Origin of the sequence: Micromonospora fluostatini (assembly GCF_050410825.1) — a bacterium.
Classification (GTDB): Bacteria; Actinomycetota; Actinomycetes; order Mycobacteriales; family Micromonosporaceae; genus Micromonospora; species Micromonospora rosaria.
Window position 1 is genome coordinate 4,112,995 of record NZ_CP191251.1, and the last position, 17,589, is coordinate 4,130,583.

General features: G+C 74.8%; 16 protein-coding genes and 2 tRNA genes. 6 read left to right on the forward strand and 12 right to left on the reverse strand.

What is annotated here, in order from left to right:
• The first annotated feature begins 54 nt into the window (after positions 1-54).
• Genes ACQUFX_RS17965 through ACQUFX_RS17975 form a run of 3 tightly spaced genes read left to right on the forward strand, consistent with a single transcriptional unit; the run spans position 55 to position 4,652 of the window.
• Positions 55-2,181, forward strand: a complete 2,127-nt coding sequence (locus tag ACQUFX_RS17965; protein WP_428966993.1) for an RNA degradosome polyphosphate kinase — start codon at positions 55-57, stop codon at positions 2,179-2,181.
• 27 nt (positions 2,182-2,208) lie between these two features.
• Entirely contained in the window at positions 2,209-3,765 is a 1,557-nt protein-coding gene (locus tag ACQUFX_RS17970) for a CYTH and CHAD domain-containing protein (RefSeq protein ID WP_428961506.1), read from the forward strand.
• Positions 3,753-4,652 (forward strand): NUDIX domain-containing protein, encoded by a 900-nt coding sequence (locus ACQUFX_RS17975; protein WP_428961507.1) that lies wholly within the window; start codon positions 3,753-3,755, stop codon positions 4,650-4,652. Before ACQUFX_RS17970 ends, ACQUFX_RS17975 begins: the two co-directional genes overlap by 13 nt.
• An 87-nt stretch (positions 4,653-4,739) precedes the next feature.
• On the opposite strand, the gene ACQUFX_RS17980 is transcribed toward ACQUFX_RS17975, so the two are convergent.
• The 3 genes from ACQUFX_RS17980 to leuC form a co-directional block, all read right to left on the reverse strand.
• Positions 4,740-5,423, reverse strand: coding sequence for an HU family DNA-binding protein (locus ACQUFX_RS17980; protein ID WP_428966994.1), 684 nt, complete (start codon positions 5,421-5,423; stop codon positions 4,740-4,742).
• 172 nt (positions 5,424-5,595) lie between these two features.
• On the reverse strand, positions 5,596-6,183 hold the full coding sequence (gene leuD / locus ACQUFX_RS17985) for a 3-isopropylmalate dehydratase small subunit (RefSeq protein ID WP_428961508.1): 588 nt from the start codon (positions 6,181-6,183) through the stop codon (positions 5,596-5,598).
• 16 nt (positions 6,184-6,199) lie between these two features.
• Positions 6,200-7,642, reverse strand: a complete 1,443-nt coding sequence (leuC, locus tag ACQUFX_RS17990) for a 3-isopropylmalate dehydratase large subunit (RefSeq protein ID WP_428961509.1) — start codon at positions 7,640-7,642, stop codon at positions 6,200-6,202.
• A 49-nt stretch (positions 7,643-7,691) separates the two neighbouring features.
• Between leuC and ACQUFX_RS17995 the strand changes: the two genes are divergently transcribed.
• Positions 7,692-8,378, forward strand: a complete 687-nt coding sequence (locus ACQUFX_RS17995) for an IclR family transcriptional regulator (RefSeq protein ID WP_067360129.1) — start codon at positions 7,692-7,694, stop codon at positions 8,376-8,378.
• A gap of 217 nt (positions 8,379-8,595) precedes the next feature.
• Here ACQUFX_RS17995 and ACQUFX_RS18000 read toward each other — a convergent pair.
• From ACQUFX_RS18000 to ACQUFX_RS18010, 3 genes are all read right to left on the reverse strand, one after another.
• Positions 8,596-8,668 (reverse strand) — tRNA-Glu (locus ACQUFX_RS18000).
• A 138-nt stretch (positions 8,669-8,806) separates the two neighbouring features.
• Positions 8,807-8,878: transfer RNA gene (locus ACQUFX_RS18005), tRNA-Gln, on the reverse strand.
• A 108-nt stretch (positions 8,879-8,986) separates the two neighbouring features.
• Positions 8,987-9,787, reverse strand: a complete 801-nt coding sequence (locus tag ACQUFX_RS18010; protein ID WP_083978206.1) for a fumarylacetoacetate hydrolase family protein — start codon at positions 9,785-9,787, stop codon at positions 8,987-8,989.
• 128 nt (positions 9,788-9,915) lie between these two features.
• Here ACQUFX_RS18010 and ACQUFX_RS18015 point away from each other — a divergent pair, with 128 nt between their 5' ends.
• Complete coding sequence (locus ACQUFX_RS18015; RefSeq protein ID WP_428961510.1) at positions 9,916-11,442, forward strand: hypothetical protein; 1,527 nt, start codon at positions 9,916-9,918, stop codon at positions 11,440-11,442.
• A gap of 33 nt (positions 11,443-11,475) precedes the next feature.
• A complete protein-coding gene (locus ACQUFX_RS18020; protein ID WP_428961511.1) occupies positions 11,476-12,339 on the forward strand; it encodes a 3-methyladenine DNA glycosylase in 864 nt (287 codons plus the stop codon).
• 64 nt (positions 12,340-12,403) lie between these two features.
• On the opposite strand, the gene ACQUFX_RS18025 is transcribed toward ACQUFX_RS18020, so the two are convergent.
• The 6 genes from ACQUFX_RS18025 to ACQUFX_RS18050 all read right to left on the reverse strand — a co-directional run bounded on the left by ACQUFX_RS18025 (position 12,404) and on the right by ACQUFX_RS18050 (position 17,500).
• On the reverse strand, positions 12,404-13,579 hold the full coding sequence (locus ACQUFX_RS18025) for a cellulose binding domain-containing protein (protein ID WP_428961512.1): 1,176 nt from the start codon (positions 13,577-13,579) through the stop codon (positions 12,404-12,406).
• Between the two features lie 123 nt (positions 13,580-13,702).
• Positions 13,703-14,128, reverse strand: coding sequence for an alternative ribosome rescue aminoacyl-tRNA hydrolase ArfB (arfB, locus tag ACQUFX_RS18030; RefSeq protein WP_428961513.1), 426 nt, complete (start codon positions 14,126-14,128; stop codon positions 13,703-13,705).
• A gap of 9 nt (positions 14,129-14,137) precedes the next feature.
• Positions 14,138-14,446: a hypothetical protein gene (locus ACQUFX_RS18035; RefSeq protein WP_428961514.1), complete on the reverse strand. Its 309-nt coding sequence runs from the start codon at positions 14,444-14,446 to the stop codon at positions 14,138-14,140.
• A gap of 111 nt (positions 14,447-14,557) precedes the next feature.
• Positions 14,558-15,415, reverse strand: coding sequence for a S1C family serine protease (locus tag ACQUFX_RS18040; protein ID WP_428961515.1), 858 nt, complete (start codon positions 15,413-15,415; stop codon positions 14,558-14,560).
• A gap of 106 nt (positions 15,416-15,521) precedes the next feature.
• Positions 15,522-16,481 (reverse strand): VWA domain-containing protein, encoded by a 960-nt coding sequence (locus ACQUFX_RS18045; protein ID WP_428961516.1) that lies wholly within the window; start codon positions 16,479-16,481, stop codon positions 15,522-15,524.
• On the reverse strand, positions 16,478-17,500 hold the full coding sequence (locus ACQUFX_RS18050) for a DUF58 domain-containing protein (RefSeq protein WP_428961517.1): 1,023 nt from the start codon (positions 17,498-17,500) through the stop codon (positions 16,478-16,480). The genes ACQUFX_RS18045 and ACQUFX_RS18050 overlap by 4 nt, the downstream gene beginning before the upstream one ends.
• Positions 17,501-17,589 lie beyond the last annotated feature (89 nt).

Sequence of the window (17,589 nt, forward strand, 5' to 3'; positions counted from 1 at the left end):
GACCGGCGGGCCCGGGGCACCGACCGGCTCGACGCGGCGGCTGCCTCGGCCGGGCTGGAGGAGGTGCTCGACGAGGGCCCGTACGCCGAGGAGGCGGAGGCCGAGCCCGGCCCGGCGGCGCTGCCCGAGGACCGTTTCCTCAACCGGGAGCTGTCCTGGCTCGACTTCAACGCCCGGGTGCTGGCGCTGGCCGAGGACCCGCGCACCCCGTTGCTGGAGCGGGCGAAGTTCCTGGCCATCTTCGCCAGCAACCTCGACGAGTTCTTCATGGTCCGGATAGCCGGACTGAAGCGCCGGCTCCAGGCCGGGCTGCCCGTGCGGGGCGGCGACGGCCTGCCGCTGCGGACCCAGTTGGAGCTGATCGCCGAGAAGACCGCGATGCTGGCGGGCCGGCAGGCCGGCTGCTTCGTCGACGACGTGCTGCCGAAGCTGGCCGCCGAGGACATCCGGATCCTGCGCTGGGGCGACCTCGACGACGCCGAGCGGGAACGGCTGCGCACGTACTTCCGGGAGCACATCTTCCCGGTGCTCACGCCGCTCGCCGTCGACCCGGCGCACCCGTTCCCGTACATCTCCGGGCGGTCGCTGAACCTGGCCGTGGCGGTCCGCGACCCGGACGGCGGCTCGGAGCTGTTCGCCCGGGTGAAGGTGCCGAACAACGTACCCCGGTTCGTGCGGGTGTGCCGGGACCTGCCCGGGGTGCGGTTCCTGCCCGTCGAGGACCTGATCGCGGTCCACCTGGGGCAGCTCTTCTCCGGGATGCAGGTGGTGGAGTGCCACCTGTTCCGGGTGACCCGCAACGCCGAGGTGGAGGTCGACGAGGACCGCGACGAGGACCTGCTCCAGGCCCTGGAACGGGAGCTGGCCCGGCGTCGGTTCGGCCCGCCGGTGCGGCTGGAGGTGGCCGCCGACATCTCCGACCACATGCTGGAGCTGCTCGTCCGGGAACTGGACATGGACGCGCACGACGTGCTGCGGGTCCGGGGCCTGCTCGACCTCTCCGCGCTCTGGCAGGTCTACGGCGCGGCCGACCGCCCCGACCTCAAGGACCCGCCGTTCGTGCCGGCCACCCATCCCCGGCTCGCCGAGGGGGAGGTGCCGCGCAGCGTCTTCGCCACCCTGCGCGACGGCGACGTGCTGGTGCACCATCCGTACCACTCGTTCGCCACCAGCGTGCAGCGCTTCGTCGAGCAGGCCGCGGCCGACCCGAACGTGCTGGCCATCAAGCAGACCCTGTACCGCACCAGCGGGGACTCCCCGATCGTCGACGCGCTGGTCGACGCCGCCGCCGCCGGCAAGCAGGTGGTGGTGCTGGTGGAGCTGAAGGCCCGGTTCGACGAGGTGGCCAACATCGGCTGGGCGCGGACCCTGGAACGGGCCGGCTGTCACGTGGTGTACGGCCTGGTGGGGCTGAAGACGCACTGCAAGACCGCGCTGGTGGTGCGCCAGGAGGGCAACCAGATCCGGCGGTACTGCCACATCGGCACCGGCAACTACCACCCGAAGACCGCCCGCCTGTACGAGGACTTCGGCGTGCTCACCGCCGACCCGGAGATCGGGGCGGACCTGACCGACCTGTTCAACGTGCTGACCGGGTACAGCCGGCAGACCACGTTCCGGCGGCTGCTGGTGGCCCCGCAGGGCATCCGGCGCGGCCTGGTGGAGCGGATCGAGCGGGAGATCTCCCACGTCCGGCTGGGCATGCCGGGGCTGGTGCAGCTCAAGGTGAACTCGCTGGTCGACGAGCAGATCGTGGACGCGCTGTACCGCGCCTCCCGGGCCGGGGTGCACGTGGACCTGCTGATCCGGGGCATGTGCACGCTGCGGCCGGGGGTGCCGGGGCTGTCGGAGAACATCCGGGTCCGCTCGATCCTGGGCCGGTTCCTGGAACACTCCCGGGTCTTCCGGTTCGGCAACAACGGCGACGCGGAGTTCTGGCTCGGCTCGGCCGACCTGATGCACCGCAACCTGGACCGGCGGGTGGAGGCGCTGGTGCAGGTGAGCGACCCGGTGGCCCGCGCCGAACTGGACCATGTGCTGGCCGCCGCGTTCAGCCCGGAGGTGGAGGCGTTCGAACTCGCCGCCGACGGGAGCTGGAGCCGGCGTACCGGGCTGCCGGAGACGCCGCTGACCCACCTCCAGGATCTGTTGCTGCGCCGGGTCGGTGGCCGGTCCGGGTGACCCGTCGACGGGCATAGGGTGGGCGGAATGCGGGAAGAGGAACGCAAGTACGAGGTGCCGGAGGGATTCACGGTCCCCGACCTGTCCGCCGTCGCCCCGACGGACGGCCGGGTGGAGCTGCGGGCCCCGGTCCGGCTGGTGGCGACGTACGTCGACACGGCCGACCTGCGGCTGACCCGGGCCGGTGTCTCGCTGCGGTACCGCCGGGGCGAGCCGGAGCCGTGGACGGTGAAGCTGCCCACCGGGTCGACCGGGGTGCGGCACGAGATCTCCCGGCCCGGCCGGCGCGGCACCGGGGTGCCGGAGGAGCTGCGGGACCTGGTCACGGTGCACACCCGGGGCGCCGAGGTGGCCCCGGTGGCGATGATCCGCACCGAGCGGCACCGGCACCAGGTCCGCGCCGCCGACGGCGCGCTGCTCGCCGAGGTGGCCGACGACCGGGTCACGGTGCTCGACGAGGGCGGCCGGCCGGCGGGCGGCTTCCGCGAGGTGGAGGTGGAACGCCGGGCCGGGGACACCGCGCTGCTCGACCGGATCGGCCGGCTGCTGACCGATGCCGGGGCCACCGAGGGCGAGTTCGTGCCGAAGCACCGCCGGGCGCTCGCGGTGGTGCTGCCGGCGCACGTCGGGGCGCTCGGCGCGGCCGTCGACGGCGAGCCCGACCTGGTCGCCCCGACGGGCCTGCCGGCCGAGCCGACCGGCGGGGACGTCGTCACCGAGGCGGTCCGCCGGGCGGTGCGGCGGGTGCTGGCGCACGACCCGCTGGTCCGGCTGCGCGCCCCGGTCCCCGGGCACCGGACGGCGCTGCAACAGATGCGGGTCGGCTGCCGGCGGCTCCGCAGCGACCTGCGGACGTTCGCCCCGCTGCTGGTGCCCGGGTGGGCCCGGCCGCTGCGCGAGGAGTTGGCCTGGCTCGCCGGGGTGCTCGGCGCGGCCCGGGACGTGGAGGTGCTGCGGGACCGGCTGCGCCGGACCGCCGCCGCCGACCCGCTGGCCCCGCTGGACCCGGCGGCGGTGGACCGGCTGGACGCCGTCCTGGCGGCCCGTCAGGAGGCCGCCCTGGCCGAGGTGGACGCGGCGCTGCGCACGCCCCGGTACGTGGCGCTGACCGACGCGCTGGTGCTGGCCGCCCGCGCGCCCCGGTTGCGGCCCCGGGCCGCCGAGCCGGCCGCTGAGGCGTCGCCCCGGCTGGTCCGTCGGCCGTGGCGGAAGCTGACCGGGCCGCAGGGTGGCGACGCCCTCGACCCGCTCGGCCCCGACGAGCCGTGGCACGAGGTCCGGAAGCAGGCCAAGCGGGCCCGGTACGCGGTGAACGCGGTCGCGCCGGTGGTGGGCAAGGACGCCCGGAAGCTGGCCGATGCCCTGGCCGACGTGCAGCGCCTGCTCGGCGAGCACCAGGACGCGGCGGTGGCCGCCGAGACCTGGTCCGCCGTGGCGGACTCCCGGCCGGACGACCCGCGGCTGGCCTTCGTCGCCGGCCGGCTGGCCGAGCGCGAGCGGGCCACGGTCCACCGGGTACGGGCCGGGTTCCCGGAGGTCTGGCGGCGGGCGGGCGACAAGCGGTGGACGGGATGGCTGCGGTGACGGGCGGTCCGGCGACGGCGACCGACGACGTACGCGCGGCGGGTGGTGTGGTGTGGCGGGCGACCGGCGACGGCGTCCAGGTCTGCCTGGTGCACCGCCCCCGGTACGGCGACTGGACGGTGCCGAAGGGGAAGCTGGAGCCGGGCGAGCACCCACTGGTGGCCGCCGTCCGCGAGGTGGCGGAGGAGAGCGACGTCCGGGCGGTGCCGCAGGTCCGGCTGCCCACCGTGCGGTACCTCGTCGACGGCCGGCCGAAGGTGGTCGACTACTGGTCGATGCGGGCCGTGGCGACCGGTGGGTTCGAGGCGGGCACCGAGGTCGACGAGGTGGGCTGGTTCGACGTGGACGAGGCGGCCCGCCGGGTCAGCTACCCGCACGACGCCGAGGTGCTCGCCGCGTTCGCGGCCCTGCCGTCGGCCACCGGCACGGTGCTGGTGCTGCGGCACGCCCGCGCCGGCCGGCGGGCCACCTGGTCCGGGCCGGACTCCGCCCGGCCGCTGGACCCGGCCGGGTGGGCGCGGGCGGTGGCGCTGGCGCCGCTGGTGGCGGCGGTCCGCCCGGAGCGGCTGCTCTCCGCCTCGGCCCGCCGGTGCGTGCAGACCCTGGATCCGGCCGCCGCCCACCTCGACCTGCCGATCGAGGTGACCGGCGACCTGGACGAGCCGGCCCCCGGCCAGGTGCCGGAGGAGTGCGTGCTGGCCGCCGCGGCCCGGCTGGCCGAGCTGGGGGCGGGCGGGGTGTCGACGGCGGTGTGCAGTCAGGGCAAGGTGATCCCCGGTGCCCTGGAACGGCTGGCCGGCGTCCCCGGCGACTTCGGTACCCCGAAGGGCGGCGGGTGGCTGCTCGCCTTCGCCGCCGGCCGCCTGCTGGCCGCCGACCCCGTCTGACCGGCCCCGCACCCGGGGAGACCGGGCCGGGACACGCGCAGGGCGCCCACCGAGACGGTGGGCGCCCTGCGAACCGGACCGGAACGGTCAGCGCTTGGTCGCTGCCTTCTTCGCCGGGGCCTTCTTGGCCGGCGCCTTCTTCGCCGCCGTGGCCTTGCTGGCCGCCGTGGTCTTCTTCGCCGCGGTGGTCTTCTTCGCCGCCGTCGACCGGGCCGCGGCGGTGCTCTTCTTCGCCGGCGTGGCCTTCTTGGTGGCGGTGGTGGCCTTGGCGGTGGTCTTGGTCGCCTTCGCCGCGGCGGTCTTCTTCGCCGGGGCGGCGGTCTTCCGAGCGCCGGTCGCCTTCGCCGTGGTCGCCTTGGCGCCGGCCGCCTTGGCCGTGGTCGCCTTCGCGCCGGTGGCCTTGGCACCGGTCGCCTTGGCACCGGTCGCCTTGGCACCGGTGGTCTTGGCGGCGGCCGTGGTGGTCTTCTTCGCCGCCGCCGGGGCCTTCGGCACCTTGCCGTTGGCCACCATCTCCTTGAAGCCGGCGCCCGGCCGGAAGGTCGGCACGGATGTCTTCTTGACCTTCACCGCCTCACCGGTGCGCGGATTGCGCGCTGTTCGTGCTCCTCGGACGCGCTTCTCGAACGCTCCGAAACCGGTGATCGCCACTTTCTCGCCCTTGGTGACCGCCGCCTGGACCTCAGCGAGGACCGCGTCGAGCGCGGCCGTCGCCGTTTTCCGGTCCCCCAGACGAGCGGCGAGCGCCTCGATGAGCTCGGCCTTGTTCACGACTTCCTCCCGATTGTGCAACTGACTCGACGCGAGCCATTCTGCGCGCACCGTATGCCCTGTGCTGCCAGGACACAAACATTCGGGGGAAAAAAGCCCTTGTGTCGTAACGGATTCCCCCCGCCGGGCGGGCCGGCGGGGGGTGGAAATAGCGCTCCGGTCGGGCGATCGGCTACGCCACGGAGGGCAGGAACGGCGGTCGCGCCGCCTCGAACTCACCGATCGCGGCCTCGTGGCGAAGGGTGAGTCCAATGTCGTCCAAGCCCTCCATCAGCCGCCAGCGGCTGAAGTCGTCGAGCGGGAAGGACCACGCCGAGTCCCCCGCCCGGACCTCCCGGGCGACCAGGTCGACGGTGACCGGGGCGGCGGGGTCGGCCTCGGCCAGCGCCCAGACCTGCTCGATCGCCGCCAGGTCCAGCTCCACCGGCAACAGCCCCTCCTTGAGGGCGTTGCCCCGGAAGATGTCGCCGAAGCGGGGCGAGAGGACCGCCTTGAAGCCCCAGTCGCGCAGCGCCCACACGGCGTGCTCCCGGGAGGAGCCGGTGCCGAACTCCGGCCCGGCGACCAGCACCGACGCCCCGGCGTACGCCGGATCGTTGAGGACGAACGACGGGTCCTCCCGCCAGGCGCTGAACAGCCCGTCGGCGAAGCCGGTCCGGGTCACCCGCTTGAGGTACACGGCCGGGATGATCTGGTCGGTGTCCACGTTGGACCGGCGCAGCGGCACGGCGGCGCCGGTGTGGGTGGTGAACCTCTCCATCTGCTCGACTGCCCTTCTACAGATCGGCGGGGGCGGCCAGCCGGCCGGCCACGGCGGTGGCGGCGGCGACCGGCGGCGAGACCAGGTGGGTACGGCCGCCCCGGCCCTGCCGGCCCTCGAAGTTTCGGTTGGAGGTGGAGGCGGAGCGCTCGCCCGGCTTCAGGGTGTCCGGGTTCATGCCCAGACACATGGAGCAGCCGGCAAACCGCCACTCGGCACCGGCGTCGGTGAAGACCTTGTCCAGCCCCTCCGCCTCGGCCGCCTCGCGGACCACCGCGGAGCCGGGCACGACGAGCATCCGGACCCCGTCGGCGACCCGCTGGCCGCGCAGCACGTCGGCGGCGGCCCGCAGGTCCTCCAGCCGGCCGTTGGTGCAGGAGCCGACGAAGACCACGTCCACGGCCAGGTCCCGCAGCGGGGTGCCGGGGGTGAGGTCCATGTACTCCAGCGCGCGGCGGGCGGCGGCCCGCTCGGGCTCGGTGGCGAACGACTCCGGGTCCGGCACGGCGCTGCCCAGCGGCGCGCCCTGCCCCGGGTTGGTGCCCCAGGTGACGAAGGGCGTGATCTGGGAGGCGTCCAGAGTCACCTCGGCGTCGAAGACCGCCCCCTCGTCGGTGGGCAGGGTCCGCCAGTACTCCAGGGCGGCGTCCCAGGCGTCCCCCTGCGGCGCGTTCGGCCGCCCCTTCAGGTACGCGAAGGTGGTCTCGTCCGGCGCGATCATGCCGGCCTTGGCGCCCCACTCGATGGACATGTTGGCGATGGTCATCCGCCCCTCCATCGAGAGGTCGCGGATCGCCTCGCCCCGGTACTCCACGATGTGCCCGCGACCGCCGCCGGTGCCGACCTGGGTGATCAGGGCCAGCACCAGGTCCTTCGCGGTGACGCCGGGGCCCAGCTCGCCGACCACGTTGACCGCCATCGTCTTCGGCCGGGCCTGCGGCAGCGTCTGGGTGGCCAGCACGTGCTCGACCTCACTGGTGCCGATGCCGAAGGCGAGCGCACCGAACGCGCCGTGGGTGGCGGTGTGCGAGTCGCCGCAGACGATCGTCATGCCCGGCTGGGTGACGCCGAGCTGCGGGCCGATCACGTGCACGATGCCCTGGTTCTCGTCGCCCAGCGGGTGCAGGCGGACCCCGAACTCGGCACAGTTGCGGCGCAGCGTCTCGATCTGGGTGCGGGAGGTGGGGTCCGCGATCGTGAGCAGGTCGCCACGCCGGGTCCGGAACGACGGATCGTCGTACCCGGTCGGGGTGTTGTGGTCCTCGGTGGCCAGCGTCAGGTCGGTCCGCCGGACCCGGCGGCCGGCCATCCGCAGCCCGTCGAAGGCCTGCGGGCTGGTCACCTCGTGCAACAGGTGCAGGTCGATGAAGAGCAGGTCCGGCTCCCCCTCGGCGGAGCGGACCACGTGCGCGTCCCAGACCTTCTCGGCCAGGGTCCTCGGTTGAGTGTCTCCCACCATCTGGACATCCTAAATTCTGGGAGGTAAATTTCGGCTTGTGGGACACAGTATGAGCGGTGTCGGCGTTCTCGACAAGGCGGTGGTCATCCTGGCCGCCTGTGTCGACGGCGCCAGCCTGGCCGAACTCGTTGAACGCACGAAGCTCCCCCGCGCCACCGCACACCGGTTGGCCCAGGCGTTGGAGATCCACCGGATGCTCGTCCGGGACACCCAGGGCCGCTGGCGCCCGGGGCCCCGGCTGGGCGAGTTGGCGAACGCCGCACCGGACGTGCTGCTGACCGCGGCGGAGCCCCTGCTCGCCGCGCTGCGGGACGCCACGGGCGAAAGCGCCCAGCTTTACCTGCGCCGCGCCGACGAACGCATCTGCGTCGCCGCCGCGGAGCGGGCCAGCGGGCTGCGGGACACCGTGCCGATCGGCTCGGTGCTCCCGATGACCGCCGGCTCGGCGGCGCAGATCCTGCTCGCCTGGGAGCCGCCGGAGGCGGTGATGCCGCTACTGCCCCGGTCGAAGTTCACCGGGCGGACCCTCGCCGAGGTGCGCCGCCGGGGCTGGGCGCAGAGCGTCGCCGAACGCGAGCCCGGTGTGGCGAGCGTCTCCGCGCCGATCCGGGACCGGACCGGCCGGGTGATCGCCTCGATCAGCATCTCCGGCCCGATCGAGCGGCTGGGTCGCCGGCCCGGCGAGCGCCACGCGATGGCCGTGGTCCGCGCCGGCCAACGCCTCTCCGGCCTCTGACCGTCACCTCCACCACCACCCCCGCCCGTCGACCGCGAGGTTGTCGCCGGCCCACCGCCGTGCCGGGCCGACAGCCTCCCCCTACCGCGCCGGGCACCACGGGGCCCGCCGGCGGCCCCACCGTGACGGCACGGGCGTGAGCCGACCGGGAGCGGGAAGACCCGAACAGGAAAAGGAAGCGGCCCGCCCCACCGGAGTGGAACGGGCCGCTGTGTCGTAGCCCCGACCGGATTCGAACCGGCGCTACCGCCTTGAGAGGGCGGCGTCCTGGGCCGCTAGACGACGGGGCCAGAACCTTTTTCCTGCTCTCCGCCCTTCCGGGCGGTGCCGCTGTACTCTATCAGAGATCTTTTCCCGCCCCCCTCGCGGGGGGCTGGAGCCGAACTCAGCAGAAGCCAGCGACCGACGCTCACGGGGAACGTCGGTTGCTGGGGTACCAGGACTCGAACCTAGACTAACTGAACCAGAATCAGTCGGGCTGCCAATTACCCCATACCCCATCGGCACCTTGCGGCGCCGGGGATGAACTTTACCCTCCCCGCGCCGGCCGGCCAAATCGGGCTACCGAAACCAGCCCTGACCAGCGGTTTCGGCCCTCCCGAGCGGTGTCAGACCGGGACCACCGGGTTGGTCAGCTCCCCGATCCCCTCGATCCGCACGGTGACCGTATCCCCGTCCGTGAGCGGGCTAACCCCCGCCGGCGTGCCGGTCAGCACCACGTCCCCGGGGAGCAGCGTCATCACGTGTGAGATGTAGGACACCAGGGCGGGGACGTCGAAGACCATGTCCCGGGTCCGGCCGAGCTGGCGGACCTCCATCTCCTCCGGGTCGCGCCCCACCTCGCAGCGGACCTCCAGGTCCCGCACGTCCAGCCCGGTGGTGATCCACGGGCCGATCGGGCAGAACGAGTCGAAGCCCTTGGCGCGGGTCCACTGGCCGTCGGAGTGCTGGAGATCCCGCGCGGTGACGTCGTTGGCACAGGTGTAGCCGAAGATGGCCCGCTCGGCGGCGGCCCGGTCGGCCCGCCGCGCGCCCGGCGCCCCGATCACCACCGCCAGCTCCGCCTCGTGCTCGACCTGCTTGGAGAAGACCGGCAGCCGGATCGCGTCCCGGGGGCCGATCACCGACGTGGACGGCTTCAGGAACAGCAGCGGCTCCGCCGGCACCTGGTTGCCCAGCTCGGCGGCGTGCTCGGCGTAGTTGCGGCCGACACAGACGACCTTGCTGGGCAGGATCGGCGAGAGCAGCCGGACGTCCGACAGGGCCCAACGGCCCCCGGTGAAGGTGAGCTGGCCGAACGGATGGCCGGAGATCTCGGCCACGGTCAGCCCCTGCGGGCCGGCCTCCGGCTCACCCTCGACGACCCCGAACGACATTCCCTTGGCATGAGCGAAACGAGCGATACGCACCCGGCCAATCTAGCCCGACACCAGGTCGCGCACTGTACGTGAGCCGCCGGTCGCGGGGGTGGAGTTCGGCACTTCGTACCCGCACGACGTCACCGCGCCCCTAGCGTCGGCGGCGGAGGTTCGTTCGTATGCCTGCATCGAGACGACACCACAGGGCCATCGCGGTGCTCGCGCACTGCCTCGGCATCCTCGCCACCGTGCCGGCGCTACCCGCGCTGACCGGGCCGCCAGGGGCCAGAGCCCCGGCGACACCCGGGGGCGCACCCACTCCGGCCGTGCTCACCGCGCCGTCGTCGGCGACGCCCCGGGCCGCACCGGCGACCCCGCCGGGAACCGCCGCGCCGGGAGCGACGCCGGCACCCGCCCTGCCGGGCCCGGCGGCGGCGCTGGCCACCCCCGGCGCGGCGGCGGCGCTGGTCGCCCCGGCGCGGGCCTCGACGATGCCGTCCGCGCCACCGGCGGTACCGACGCCCACCCGGGCGCCGCTGCGGGCGCCCGCGCCGACCGTCACCGTGGCGGTCGCGTCGGCGGGCACCCCGGCACCCGCGTACCGGATCCAGGTGCGCAACGTCGGCGACGCGCCGGTGGACACCACGGTCCGCCAGGAACTGCCCTCGGGCGCCTCGGCCACCACCATCACCGGCGGTGGACGGGCCACCCGCGCCGCCGGGGGGCCCGCCGAGGTGACCTGGCGGCTCACGCTCCCGCCGAAGGGCAGCACCACGCTGCACACCGCGCTGCGCACCAGCACCCCGGACCGCCCGCTGGCCGCACCGGCCTGCGCGTACGGCGCCGACGGGCGGCGGCCGTACGACTGCGGCACCGCGACGTGGACCGCCGCCGTGACCCGCCCGAGCGACGAGCCGGCGGCGGCCCCGTGGTGGCGCCTGCCGGCCCTGCTCGGCGGACTGGCCGTGCTGCTGGTGCTGGGCGGGCTGGGCCTGTGGCGGTGGCAACGCCGCCGCCGGCTACGGGCCTGGGCCGCCGCCTCCGGCACCCCGGGCGACGCCCCGCCGGGCGCGGCCGGGCCGGCCGACGGCGGCGGACCGCAACCCACCGGGGCCGACCGGACCGGGCCGTCGCGGGGGACGGTGTACCCGCTGCCGGGCGCGCCCCGCCCCACCACCCGACGGCGCACCCCGCCGGTCTGGCTGACCGTGACCGGCGCGACGGTGGTCCTGGCCGGGGTGGTCGGCGTGGCCGGCTGGACCGGCACCCGCCAGGTCGCCGCGATCGACACCGACCAGCAGCCGACCAGCGGAGCCTGGGTGGGCCGGGGCGCCACCGGCCCGATCGGGGTGCCGCTGCGGGAGGCGGCGTTCGAGTTCACCGTCTACCGGGTCGCCTGCGGCACGGCGACGGCGGCCGGCCGGCGCTGCGAGGCCACCGTCGGGGTGCGCAACATCACCCCCGAGAAGCAGGCCTGGCACGGCCAGATGCAGCGGGCCTACCTGCCCGGCGGCACCTGGGTCAACGCCGACGCGCTGGCCACCCGCGCGGTGAACCAGGGCCGGGACATCTTCGCCGAGCCGGTCGACGCCGGCAGCCGGGTGGTGCTCCCGATGGTCTTCACCGTCGCCGGTCGGGAGCCGCCGACCCACCTGGAGCTGCGCAGCGGGGTCTTCTCCGCCGGGGTCCGGGTCGACGTGCCCTGACGGGAGCGGGGCGGCGGTCGTACGCTCTGGTGCGTGACCGCCGCCCTCGCTCCCGCCGCCGCGCTCGACGCGGTCGACTGGCGGGCCCGCCGACGGGCCCACGAGCACCGGGTCGACACCTGGCTCACGCCGCACCTGGCCCGGCGGCACCGGGGCGAGAAGCACCCGGTGGAGGACTTCCTCTTCACGTACTACTCGCACCGCCCCGCCCAGTTGCGGCGCTGGCATCCGGGCCCGGGGGTGCTGCTGCGCGACGCGGACCCGGCCGAGTTCGGCCGGGACTACCGCGCCACCGCCGCCGGGGTCACCCTCGACACCGCCCGGGTACGCGAGCGCCGGGCCGAGTCGGTCGAGTGGATCCGCACCCTGCTCGCCGCCACCGCCGGTCGCCCGGCCCAGCTCGGCTGCTTCGGCATGCACGAGTGGGCGATGGTGTACCGGCAGACCCAGGAGGAGGTACGCCACAACGCGTGGCCGCTGCGGCTCACCCCGGAGCGCACCGCCGCCGTGGTCGACGAGCGGGGCGTGCGGTGCAGCCACTTCGACGCGTACCGGTTCTTCACCGCGCCGGCCCGGCCGCTGAACGTGCTCACCCCGACCCGCCAGACCCAGCACGCCAACGAGCAGCCGGGCTGCCTGCACGCCAACATGGACCTGTACAAGTGGGCGTACAAGCTCTCCCCGCTGGTGCCGAGCGAACTGGTCGCCGACGCCTTCGCGCTGGCCCGGGAGATCCGGACGCTGGACATGCGGGCCAGCCCGTACGACCTGGCGGCCCTCGGGTACCCGCCGGTGCGGGTGGAGACCCCCGAGGGCCGGGCCGAGTACGCGGCCACCCAGCGCCTCTTCGCCGAGCGCGCCGCCGTCCTGCGGCACCGCCTGCTCGCCGCGCTGTAAGGAAGGGCCCCCTCTTAACGCATACGGTCGAGAGGGGGCCCCTTCTCACCCCTGCCGTCGGCGGTCAGCTCGCCGTGCAGGTGAGCGTGGGCGTACCGGGGCTGCCGTTGCCGAGGTACCCGAAGGTCGTCGTCGCCCCGGCGGCCAGCGACCCGTTCCAGCCGACGTTGCGCGCGGTGACCGTCGACCCGGTCCCGGTCACCTCGGCGTTCCACGCCTGGGTGAGCTGGCTGCCCGCCGGCAGGGTGAGGCCGACGCGCCAGCCGGCGATCCCGGCGGCACCCGTGTTGCGCACGGTCACCTCGCCCTGGAAGCCGCCCTGCCACTGCCCGATCACCCGGTGCGTGGCGGCGCAGCCCGCCCCCGCGCCCGGCGGCGTGGTCGGGGGCGTGGTCGGGGGCGTGGTCGGCGGCGTCGTCGGGGGCGTGGTGGGCGGCGTCGTCGGGGGCGTGGTCGGCGGAGTCGTCGGGGGCGTGGTGGGCGGCGTGGTCGGGGTGGTGCCGGAGAGGGCGGCGACCACGGCCGGGTACCAGCGGGCGGCGAGCTTCTGGTCCCCGGCCGCGTTCTGGTGCACCCCGTCGTAGGTGTCGGTGGCGGTGCTGAAGCCGGTCCACTGGTCGATGACCGTGATCGGGGAGGCGGCGGTGGTCTTGCCGGCCGCCCAGCCGTCGATGGTCGCGTTGAGCGCCACCACCCGCTGGCCGCACTCGCCGCAGGTGGGCGGGGCCATCGGCGGGAGCTTCGCGACGATGACCTTCATCGCCGGGTTGTCGGCCCGCATCTGGTCCACCAGCTTGCTGTACGCGGCGAGGATGGTGGTCGGCGGGATGGCGTTCCACACGTCGTTGGTGCCGAACTGCATCATCACCACGTCCGGGTGGGTCGCGGCGAGCCAGCCGGGCAGCAGGTTCTGGTTGGCGACGTTGGTCACCAGGGCGCCGCCGTGCCCCTCGTTGTCCCCGTCGTACGGCTGACCGCAGCCCTGCGGGCCGAGGGTGCCGACGAAGTCGATGCTGGTGTGTCCGGCCGACTGCAACTGGTTCCAGAGGATGGCCCGCCAACAGCCGGGCGAACCGGTGAGCGAGTCGCCCAGCGGCATGATCCGTACCGGCGCGGCAGCGACGGCCGGCGCGGCGGTGGCGGGTGAGGTGGGCGCGGTGGTCGCCAGGCCGACGGCGGCGGCGAGCGGCAGCGCCGCCAGGGCGGCGAGCAGGGACCTGCTGAAGGACCTTCGGAGCATGGTGGAGGAACTCCCGTCAGGGGTACGACGAATGCGATCGATGACGGCCCGTGCTCCCGCGAGAATTCAACCAGGAACACCGATCGATATCAATCGACCCCGAGGGCGGTCGGCCCGCGGGGGTCAGTCGCCGTCGACCCGGCGCTCCCGCTTGCGCTGCGCCTGGCGCTTCTTGTCGGCCAGGCGGCGCTCCTTGGCGCCCCGCGAGGGGCGGGTCGGCCGGCGCGGGGGCGGCGGTGGGGCGACCGCCTCGCGCAGCAGCGCGGCCATCCGCTCCCGGGCCGCCTCCCGGTTGGCCAACTGCGCCCGGTGTTCGCTGGCGGCCACCGTGAGCACCCCGTCGACCAGCCGCCCGGCGAGCCGCTCCAGCGCCCGGGCGCGCAGCGGCTCGGGCAGGCTCGGCGAGCGGGCCAGGTCGAAGCTCAGCTCGACCCGCGAGTCGGCCGTGTTCACGCCCTGCCCACCCGGGCCGGACGACCGGGAGAAGCGTTCCCGCAGTTCGGTGCCGGGCACCATGAGCCGGTCGGTGACCCGCAGTCCGTCGTCCACCCCCTGAGGCTAGCGCTGCGGCGCGGCACCGGTGGTGGCCGCCGGGGTGGGTGCGGGGTCCGCCCCGCCGGGGCCGGAGTCGGGGTCGGAGCCGACGGCGGCGTACGCCACCGCCCCGGCCAGCAGCAGGGTGATCACGCCGACCTTGGTGGTGACCGCCCGGATCAGCAACCAGGCGGCCCGCCGGGCTCCCGGCACCGCCCGGCGGGCGGCCTGGTAGTCCGTCCACCCCCGCCGGGCCCGGGTGTACGCGGCGCCCACACCGGACCCGACGAGCAGGCCGAGCAGCAGCAGAACCGCTAGTAGAGGTTGGTCCACCCCCGTGAGTATGCATACTCAGCGTGATATCGCTACAGGCCGATGGGCATACGCCGGATATCTGACAATTTCCGATATCCCGCCCGTAGTCGATCGCACACTCTCCGCAGCTCAGCCGCCCTTTCCGATGATCGTGTCGGCGGTCTGCTGCACCTGGTCGATCGGAATCGCGAAGCCGATGCCGATCGAGCCGTTGCCGTCGATGGTGGCGATCGCCGTGTTCACCCCGACCACCTCACCTCGGGCGTTGACCAGCGGGCCACCCGAGTTACCGGGGTTGATGGAGGCGTCGGTCTGCACGGCCGTGTGCCGGTTCGTGCCGAGCCGGACCTGACGGTCGAGCGCGCTGACGATACCCGCTGTGACGGTGCCGGAGAGCCCGAGCGGCGAGCCGACCGCGAGCACCGGCTCGCCCACCCGGGTCGCGCCCGGCTTCGCCAGCGGCAGCGGGGACAGGCCGGCCGCCGGGGAGACCCGCAGCACGGCCAGGTCGCTGCCCGGTTCCCGACCCACCACCTCGGCCGGGAACCGGCGGCCGTTGGGCGCCTCGACGGTGACCCCGGCCGTGTCCCCCTTGGCCAGGATGTGGTCGTTGGTGATGATGTGCTGCTGGTCGTCGATGGCGAAGCCGGAACCGGTGGCCGAGCGGCCACCGCCCCCGCCCACCAGCACCGACACCACGCCGGGCACGGTCTTCTCGGCGGCGGTCACCAACTCCGCCGGCACCGGCGCCGCCGAGGCCGCCGACTCGGGCCGGCCCGCCTGGGTGGCGACCCACCCGCCGGCCACCGCGCCGGAGAGGGTGGACAGGGCCACCACCGTCAGCCCGGCCACCAGGCGGCCCGGCCGACGCCGCCCGGGGTCCAGCCCCACTCCGGGTACGTCCCACCGCCCCCGGCCGTCCGGGCCGAGTTCCGGCGAGACGAACCACGGTCCCCGGGGCTCGCCCAGTCCGGTCTGTGCTGCCATCCGTCGCTCCTCACTGCCGTGCCGGTGCGCTGCTCGTGCGGAAACAGGCGGTGCCCCGCCGACCGCCCCCGCCCTGGCCGGGGCCGCCCGGGACGGGGTAGCCGGGTCAGGGCAGGCGGGAGAACCACCGCATGGACCCGGCCGCCGCCCCCATCGCGAAGACCAGACCGATCCCGATGAACCGGGCCGAGACGTCCTGCCGCTGCGTGCGGTAGCCGACCGAGGTGCCGATGTCCTCGTACACCGCCCGGAGTTCCGCGCTGGTGCTGGCCTCGTGGAAACCGCCCCCGGTCTCCTGGGCGACCGCGCGCAGCGTCTGCCCGTCGACCGGCACCTGGATCGGCCGGCCGCCCCGGTCCACCGACCCGGACGGGGTACCGAACGAGATGGCGTGCACCGGCACCTCGACCGCGACCGCCTCCGCCGCCGCCTCCATCGGGTCCATCCCGGACGTGTTCGCCCCGTCCGAGAGCAGGATGATCCGGGCCGGTGGAGGCTTCGTCGCCGCCTCGCTGTCCAACGCCCGGATCGCGCCCAGGGAGGTGCTGATCGCCTCGCCGATCGCGGTGCCCTGCACGCCGGTGACCCCTTCGGCCAGCCGCTCGATGCCGTCGTGCAGCGCCTCCCGGTCGGTGTCCGGCGGCACCAGCACGGCGGCGCTGCCGGCGAACGCGACCAGCCCGACGTTGAACTCGTCCGGCAGCCCGTCGACGAACCGGCGGGCCGCCGCCTTGGCCGCGCTGAGCCGGTCCGGGCCGACGTCGGTGGCCAGCATCGACGTGGAGACGTCCACCGCGACCACCACGGTCGCCCGTTCCCGGGGCACCCGCACCTCCGCGCTGGGCCGGGCGAACCCCATCACCAGCAGCGCCAGCATCGCCAGGAAGAGGCCCGCCGGTACGTGCCGTCGCCAGGCCGGCCGCTGCGGCGCGACCCGGTCCAGCAGCCGCAGGTTGGTGAAACGGACGGCGTACCGGCTGTGTCGGCGCTGCACCGCCAGGTACCCGACGGCGAGCGCGGCCACCCCGAGCAACAGCCAGAGGCGCAGGGGCGACTCCCAGCTCACGCGGCACCTCCCCGGGCGGCGGCGGGCACGGCGGCCAGGTACCGCTGGGTGTGCACGTACCGGACGATGTCGACGGTCCAGTCCCGGTCGGTCCGCAACGGCAGGTGGGCCGCCCCGCACCGGCGCAACGCCTGGCGTACCTGGTCGCGCTGGCCGGCGGCGGCGACCGCGTACCGCCGGCGCAGCACCGGGTCGGAGGTGCAGACCTCCCGGCGGCGCCCGGACTCCGGGTCGACCAGGGTGACCACCCCGACGTCCGGCAGCTCCAGTTCGCGCGGATCGGTCACCTCCACCGCGAGCACCTGGTGCCGGACGGCGAGCCGGCGCAGCAGCGGCTCCCACGGCGCGGCCTGCCGGGGGTCGTCCGGCAGGCTGTCGAGGAAGTCGGAGACCACCACCACCAGGCCCCGGCGGTGGGCGGTCCGGTTCGCGGCGGCCAGCGCCTCGACCAGGGTCGGCCCCGGACGCCGGTCGACGACCGCCCCGGGGGGCGGGTCCACGGTGGTCCGGGGCGCGGCCAGCAGCCGGCGGAGCAGCCCGAGCAGATGGGTACGGCCGGCCCGGGGCGGGAACCGGTGCACCTGGTGGGCGTCGAGCACCTGCGCGCCGAGCCGGTTGCCGGCCCCGGCGGTGAGGAACCCGACGGCGGCGACCGCCGCCACCGACAGTTCCCGCTTGTCCAGGTCGGCGGTGCCGAACTCCATGCTGGGGCTGGCGTCCACCACCAGCCAGGTGGTCAGTTCCCGGTCGGCCTCGACCTCCCGGACGTGCGGCACCGTGGTCCGGGCGGTGACCGCCCAGTCCATCCGGCGTACCTCGTCCTCCCCGGGGCGGTACTCCCGGCTGCCGGCCGGCTCGCTGCCGGGCCCGGGAAGCAGTCCCCGGTACTGGCCGTGCATCAGCCCGTCCAGCCGACGGGTGACGGTCAGCTCCAGCCGGCGCAGCCGGTGGTCCGGCACCAGCTCGGGCAGTCCCGGCTCGGACCCGACCCCGACGACACGCTCGCTGCGCTCGCTCATGCCACCGCCTCGCTGCGCTCACCAGCGGCACGAGGGCCGACGACGACGATTCGCTCGCTGCGCTCGCTCATGCCGCCACCTCGCTGCGC